Here is a 6,337-nt window from a genome sequence, read left to right as displayed (position 1 = left end):
ATCGCCAGGTTGCCTTCCGGCCCAGCTCCACGGCCCTTGCCTTCACCCTCGGGGCGGTGGCGATCAGCCTGCTCGGCTCGGCACCGCCCGCGCGGCGCGCCGCGCGGCTCAACATCATCGACGCAGTAAGTGTCGAGTAGCTGGTTAGTCCGCCAACGTGGCGAATCCCTGCAGATGCGGTTTGCATGGGAACGGAACCGGGGTCCGGACGGCGCGCAGTCCCGCGATATCGAACCCGGCCGCGGCAATAGCCTCGCCGGTCCGGCGATTCGGCTTGCACCCCCCGGCCACCCAGGACCACGGCGTTGCGATCAGGTCCTGCAACCTGCCCGTGGCACCGTCCCCGCGGACATGCTCGAGGACGACCAACCGGCCGCCCGGCACCAGCACCCGCCGGATCTCGCTCAGTGTCGCGGCCACATTGTCCACCGAGCACAGCACCAGCCCGAGGTGAACCGAGTCAAAACTGTTGTCCGCGAAAGGGATCGACTCGCCGGCTCCGTCGACGATGTCGGCCGCAACGCCCCGGCGAACGGCGAGCCGCGACGCCATCCGCCGGAACGCGGCCACCGGCTCCACCGCCGCGACTGAGGTCACCGCGGGCGGCAGGAACTTCAGGTCGGCCCCGGGCCCGAGACCGACCAAGAGCAGCCGGCCGGTCGCGTGGGCGATCGCTGCTCGACGATATCGGTTGTAGAAAAGCCGGTCGAAGATTGGCTGACCAAACCGATATACGTAGGGGAACAACGGATTAGCGCGCGTTATCGACTACCTAGATCCATTCGGAACGGCGGATATTGGTCGCTCATCAACGAAACATACACCGCCACCCGGTAGCGCCACCGAACGATGCCCATGAGGAGATCGAACATTCCCGACGGGATCGTCCCGGTGCACAAGAGCGTCACCGCGGCGATGACGGTGAGCACCTGCAGCAGGGGTTCCATCGCCCAGCACAGCAGTATCTGCGGGAGCGCCAGCAGCCACGACTTGACCAGGACCGCCCATCGGGTCAGCCGCTGCGGATAGTCGACTTCGAGGTCGCCCGGGTAGTCCGGCCGGGACTTGAGGGTGAAGGGCGGGTATTTGTCGGTGCTGTTCATCGGGAATCGGTAATTCATGACGCGCCACGACCAGCGCAGCACTCCCACGTTGAAGTCGAAGATGGGCCGCGGATACCGTCCGGTGCACAGGATCGCGATGCCGGCAACGAGCGTGAGCGGTGGATACACCAGGTACAGAACGATCAATATGGGGTAATGCGGGACGGCCAGCACGCACCACTTGACGAGCCAGAGCCAGCGCGACGGTGCGTCGAAATCGCCCCGAACGGTGAGGGGCTCGTTCACGGATGGCATGCCGCGACCGGGTAAGGGGCGCCGAGGCGGCGATCGATTTCCGCCGACATCCGGCGATGACTGGTCAAGCGCAAGAACGTCGTCAGGGTCCAGGTATGCAACCGATCGGATATCCAGGTCGCCGGTCGCAGCACGGACTCGCCGTGGGCGACCTGCAGCGAAGCCACGCGGGATACGGCCCGTACTCGGCGTCGCCTGGTGTGCTCGTAGCTGCGCAGCGCCGCGGACAGGTCGCGGCCGCCGTTCGCCCGGAAATCCCACAGCGCCTTGCACAACACCATGGTGTCGAGCAGGGCCTGGTTGGTTCCCTGAGCGAGCGTGGGCGGCATGGTGTGTGCGGCATCGCCGAGCAACGTCACCGCACCGGCGTGCAACGGACCGGGAATCGGATGCCGAAAATGCGGGTACGGCGAGCCGGCCAGGTCTTCGTCGGTCAACTTCGCCAGCACCAGGTCGACCGCATCGGACCAGCCGGTGAAGTTGGAGCGGATCACCTCGATCGGACGGTGCGGCCGCACGAAGCCGTCCGACCACGGCAGATCGAACCACCACTGCACCGCGGAGCCGCCCGCCGGCCACACGCCGGTGTTCCCTTGTGCGCCGATCACGATGAGCGCGACGCCCTTGTCGGGTAGCTCCGGAACCGTGACGAGTCCCTGCCAGCTGCACCACCCCGTGGGCCGCGCGGTCTGCGCTCCGACCACATCGCGAACCATCGAATGCAGGCCGTCGGCGCCGATCAGCAAGTCGCCCTCGACCGCCGTGCGGTCCTCGAATTCGACCCGCACGGCGGTCGATGTGGTGGCGATCCCCGCCGCGCGGGAGCCGCATCGAATGCGATGGGTCGGGAAGTCGGCCAGCAGCCTTTCCAGGAGGACCTGGCGTGGCACCATCCGGACGGGCGCGCCTAGCCGTTTCACCATCGTGGTCACGTCGAGGTTGGCGATGCGGTGCCCGCGTGAGGTCATTACCTGAACGCTGGACAGCAGCTGACCGGCGCCGTCCATGTCGACGCCGAGCTGTCGCAGCACGGTCTCGCCGTTGGACCAGATGGTCACGGCGCCGCCGCCCGCCCGTGTGTCGGTGCGCTGATCGAAAACCGTGACATCGTGGCCGTCGCGCAGCAATCCCCTGGCGACCGAGATCCCGCTGACGCCGGCGCCGACGACAAGGACCCGAAGCGGCCGTCTCGGTGGTGGTAGACAGCTCGTATGTCTGCTGGGGCCTCCGCGATCACGATCTTCCATCCGCCCTCCAACCCTGAGCGGTTCAGCCGGTGGGTAGCCGCGTACGAAGCGTGCGCCCGTCACTCCCTTGGATACGTAAGCGCGCGCGAATCGGTTCAAGGAAACCGGCTCGATTGGGCCGTCGAGGTCTCGTTCGACAGTGCGGATCGGCTCGACGCATGGCTGGACGGCCCTGAACGCCGAGCGGTACTCAGCGACGGCGAGGCCCAGGGCTGCTGGCGGTGCACCTCCGACCTGATCCTTGTCGAGGGTGAACCACCGCCCGGCAACGTCGGTATCTTTCTGCACAGCGTGGCCGCCGGAAGCGAATCCGAATTCACTGCCGCGCAGGGCGATCTGACTCGCAGCAGCTCCGTCTTTCCGGGATACCAAGGCACCGCCGTCTTTCCGGCGGATTCCGCGGGGCAGTGGATGTCGGTGCTGCGGTTCCGTACAGCACAACAGTTGGCGGCGTGGGTCGCCTCGCCGGAACGGCGGGAAGCCTTGCCCCGCCTGCGGAGGAAACTGACCCGAGACTTCGCCGAGCTTCCGCACAACGCCCCATTCGGGTCGACGATCCGAATTGACCAGGGGCACACCAGGATTACGCCGGGATGGAAGACCGCGATGCTGGTGCTGCTGTGCCTCTACCCGACCGTCATGGTGCTCGCCACGTGGCTGTCGCCGGTGCTGAGCCGTCTGGGCGTCGGCCAGTCGCTGTCGATGTTCGTCGGCAACGTGATCAGCATCGCGTTGCTGCAGTGGGTGCTCGTCCCGGCCGCTTCTCGGCCCTTCCGGCGCTGGCTTGACCCCATCGACGGGGCATCGGGCCGGATCAGCCTGGCAGGTGCGACGGTGATCGCCGTCGCCTACGGGGCGCTACTCGTGGTCTTCCCGCTGATCGCCTAGTCGCCGCCGATCATCTTGTGCAGCTGCGCAATCGACCACGGTTCGGCGTCGTGATGGCCACGATAACCCAACACGCGCGGCGCCGGGCGATCGAACCGGCCGACGAATCCGCCTGCGGCAACGAAGATCTGGCCCGTCACGTCCCGGGCCAGGTCGCTGGCGAGGTAGGCGTAGAGCGGGGCCACAAACGCCGGCGCAGCGCTGTCCAGCGACGCCCGCATGGTTATCTCGTCGAGCAACCCGCGCCGGTGCAGGTCCTCGATGTGCGCTTCGTAGTCGGCGCCGGTCGATAACCGTGTCCTCGCGCCGGGGCACACCACGTTGGCCCGCACGCCATGGGCTTTGAGTTCCGCGGCGATGGCCATGGTCAGGGCGTTCACGGCGCCCTTGCCCGCCGGGTAACCGGTGCCGCCGTAGTCACCGAGGAAAGCCACCGAACTGGTGTTGACGATCGTCCCGTGGCCCTGGGCCGCCATGACACGCGCCGCGATTCGGCAGGTGTGAAACGCCGTGCCGAGGTGGGCGCTGATCAGCCGATCGAACTCCTCGGGCGCGATAGTCAGGATCGAGGAACCGGTCGGCTCGGCAATGCCGGCGCAGTTGATCAGGATGTCGAGTCGCCCGAATGTCCTCGTGCATGCGTCGACGAGGTCCTCCGCGATGCGCTCGTCGTCGGCCGCTCCGACCACCGGCGTGGCCCGTCCTCCCGATGCGGTGATCGCCGCGACGGTCTCGCGCACCGGCCCGGCGTCGCGCCCGTTGACCACCACGCCGGCGCCGAGGTTGCCGAGCAGTTCGGCGACCGCGCGCCCGATGCCGCGGCTGCCGCCGGAGACCACCGCGCCACGCCCGGTCAGCAGGTCGCGATCACTCATGGCACCCATTCCACAATCAGCACAAAGATGCGTTCCGACGCACCGTTGTGGGTGCTTACCGCATGATTTACGCGTGCGCAAGATCTACTGGTATTCAAGATCGACCCGGGTGCCCGATCGCCGGTTCATGCCATGAGAGGTACTATCAAAGGCGACGTCCGTTCTGGACACGTCGCCGTTTAGCTCAAAGCGGCCAATCAGCCCACACGGCTGCTGGGCATGCGTGGCTACGGCGATATCGCTTTCGCCACCTTCCCCTCAGTACCGGGTGCGCTGTTGACAACCGACCCGTCGTTGAAACGGGTGTAGTGGTGGACGACTGCGCGCACAGTCTCGCCGCGCACGCTCAGAGGGAGTGTGTGCGGTGCAAACCTGTCCGCGCGTCTGCGTCTTCACCACAAGCTGAGTCTGCAGGAGGCGGTTCAGCAGATGATCGACGTAATTGCTCCACCCCGCCCTAACCGATCGACGACCACACAATCCGACGATTCATACGACGACGTCGTCGGCATGTTCCTGGATCTGAGCGAGCTGCCCGCCGAGTCGCACGAATACCGGCAGCAGCGCGAACGCATCGTCGCCCGATGCCTACCCCTGGCCGACCACGTGGCCCGGCACTTCGGGCGCCGCGGCGAAAGCCTCGACGACTTGACCCAGGTTGCACGCCTGGGGCTGATGAACGCCATCAACCGGTTCGACCCGGCCAAGGGACCCAGCTTCATCGGCTTCGCGATCCCCACCATGATGGGCGAGGTCCGGCGCTATTTCCGCGACTACAGCTGGGGCATGCGGGTGCCGCGCCGGCTGCGCGAGCTACACATCCAGATCAGCAGGACGACTGCTGACCTGGTCCAAACGCTCGGGCGAGCGCCCACCGCCTCCGAGCTGTCGCACGCGCTGGGAGTCCCCCGCGAGGAGGTCATCGAATGCCTCGTTGCCGGCGACGCCTACCAGCTGGAGTCCCTGGACGCCCCGGTGGGTGATGGCTCGGGCAAGCCACGTCTGGTTGCCGACGCGATCGGCGCCATCGACCCCCAGATCGACCACATCACCAACCGGGAAGCCGTGCGCGTGCTGGTGTCCGCCCTGCCGCAGCGCGAGCGGGAGGTTTTGCATATGCGGTTCTTCGAATCGATGACCCAAAGCCAGATCGCGGAGCGAATCGGCGTCTCACAAATGCAGGTTTCGCGCATCCTGGCCAATACCCTGCGATCCCTGCGGGATCAGCTGGAGTAACCGGCTCACCGGGACCCCGATCGACGCGCGCACTGTACTGTGCGTTTCGGGCGGACGAAGTCGAGTGCGTCGCCCCAGGCAACCCGGAAGGAGCATGGTGCGATGAGGATTTCCCGGACGGTGGTCGCGACCGTAGCCGCGGCAACGGCGCTGACGGTGTCGGTGGCCGGATGCGGCGGAAACAAGACGTCGTCGCCCACGTCGACGACGAAGTCGGGGTCGGCCACGTCTGCCACCTCGACCAGCAGCTCTGCGCCGGCTTCGTCGGCGCCGGCGCAGCCCAGCGACTACACCGGGCTGTTGATCCAGGCGACCGACATCAACGCGCCGGTGCAGTTCAACGGCAGCCCGCCGGTGAGCAACCCGAACGGTCAACCCGGGGTCGCCACGACATTTAGCACCCAAGACAACAGCCACGTCATCAAAGACACCATCCAGGTGCTGAGCGACGCCGCAGCGGCTACCGATGCGCTGAACGCGGCGAAGCCGGGCCTGGCCGCCAACATCAAAGACCCGCAGACGGGGACCGTCAACGTCGGGAACGGCGCAACCACGCTGTCGGGGAACGCCCCGGACAAGTCGAAGGGCGTGTTGATCCTGCTGTTCACCGAGGGCAAGGCGTTCGTCACGCTCGAGTTCTATGGGCCGACCGACTCACTGCCGCCCGACGACTTCGTCAACGATGTCGCCCAGAAGCAGGATGCAGCCGTCAAGAAGGGGCTAGGCGGCTAAG

7 protein-coding genes are annotated in these 6,337 nt (G+C 66.7%); 3 read left to right on the top strand and 4 right to left on the bottom strand.

The annotated features are described in order from the left end of the window. Positions 1 to 144: 144 nt before the first annotated feature. Genes A5747_RS07940 through A5747_RS07930 form a run of 3 tightly spaced genes read right to left on the bottom strand, consistent with a single transcriptional unit; the run spans position 145 to position 2,605 of the window. The gene (locus A5747_RS07940) at positions 145 to 765 is read right to left on the bottom strand and encodes a class I SAM-dependent methyltransferase (RefSeq protein ID WP_076123095.1); all 621 of its coding nucleotides are present in this window, start codon (positions 763 to 765) and stop codon (positions 145 to 147) included. Next, positions 762 to 1,358: a DUF4389 domain-containing protein gene (locus A5747_RS07935; RefSeq protein ID WP_076123094.1), complete on the bottom strand. Its 597-nt coding sequence runs from the start codon at positions 1,356 to 1,358 to the stop codon at positions 762 to 764. Before A5747_RS07935 ends, A5747_RS07940 begins: the two co-directional genes overlap by 4 nt. Next, the gene (locus tag A5747_RS07930; protein ID WP_076123093.1) at positions 1,346 to 2,605 is read right to left on the bottom strand and encodes an NAD(P)/FAD-dependent oxidoreductase; all 1,260 of its coding nucleotides are present in this window, start codon (positions 2,603 to 2,605) and stop codon (positions 1,346 to 1,348) included. The genes A5747_RS07935 and A5747_RS07930 overlap by 13 nt, the downstream gene beginning before the upstream one ends. Between A5747_RS07930 and A5747_RS07925 the strand changes: the two genes are divergently transcribed. Further along, positions 2,570 to 3,493 carry an antibiotic biosynthesis monooxygenase gene (locus A5747_RS07925; protein WP_083700230.1) on the top strand — a complete coding sequence of 308 codons (924 nt, stop codon included), beginning with the start codon at positions 2,570 to 2,572 and terminating at the stop codon, positions 3,491 to 3,493. The genes A5747_RS07930 and A5747_RS07925 overlap by 36 nt on opposite strands. Here the strand turns inward: A5747_RS07925 and A5747_RS07920 are convergent. Next, complete coding sequence (locus tag A5747_RS07920; RefSeq protein WP_076123109.1) at positions 3,490 to 4,368, bottom strand: SDR family NAD(P)-dependent oxidoreductase; 879 nt, start codon at positions 4,366 to 4,368, stop codon at positions 3,490 to 3,492. The two genes, A5747_RS07925 and A5747_RS07920, sit on opposite strands and share 4 nt — an antisense overlap. Positions 4,369 to 4,797: 429 nt before the next feature. On the opposite strand from A5747_RS07920, the gene A5747_RS07915 reads away from it, so the two are divergent. Both A5747_RS07915 and A5747_RS07910 read left to right on the top strand, forming a co-directional pair. Then, positions 4,798 to 5,604, top strand: a complete 807-nt coding sequence (locus A5747_RS07915) for a SigB/SigF/SigG family RNA polymerase sigma factor (RefSeq protein ID WP_076123108.1) — start codon at positions 4,798 to 4,800, stop codon at positions 5,602 to 5,604. Positions 5,605 to 5,706: 102 nt separating this feature from the next. Further along, positions 5,707 to 6,336 carry a hypothetical protein gene (locus tag A5747_RS07910; protein ID WP_076123092.1) on the top strand — a complete coding sequence of 210 codons (630 nt, stop codon included), beginning with the start codon at positions 5,707 to 5,709 and terminating at the stop codon, positions 6,334 to 6,336. The last annotated feature ends 1 nt before the right edge of the window (position 6,337 follow it).

The sequence above is a fragment of the Mycobacterium sp. IS-836 genome (assembly GCF_001954275.1).
Taxonomy (GTDB): Bacteria; Actinomycetota; Actinomycetes; order Mycobacteriales; family Mycobacteriaceae; genus Mycobacterium.
This window is presented reverse-complemented; position numbering and strand designations above follow the sequence as displayed.

Coding starts and splice junctions, on each gene's coding strand:
- A5747_RS07935 (WP_076123094.1), bottom strand. CDS start 1,358: ATGCCATCCGTGAACGAGCCCCTCACCGTTCGGGGCGATTTCGACGCA.
- A5747_RS07925 (WP_083700230.1), top strand. CDS start 2,570: ATGTCTGCTGGGGCCTCCGCGATCACGATCTTCCATCCGCCCTCCAAC.
- A5747_RS07930 (WP_076123093.1), bottom strand. CDS start 2,605: ATGGAAGATCGTGATCGCGGAGGCCCCAGCAGACATACGAGCTGTCTA.
- A5747_RS07920 (WP_076123109.1), bottom strand. CDS start 4,368: ATGAGTGATCGCGACCTGCTGACCGGGCGTGGCGCGGTGGTCTCCGGC.
- A5747_RS07915 (WP_076123108.1), top strand. CDS start 4,798: ATGATCGACGTAATTGCTCCACCCCGCCCTAACCGATCGACGACCACA.
- A5747_RS07910 (WP_076123092.1), top strand. CDS start 5,707: ATGAGGATTTCCCGGACGGTGGTCGCGACCGTAGCCGCGGCAACGGCG.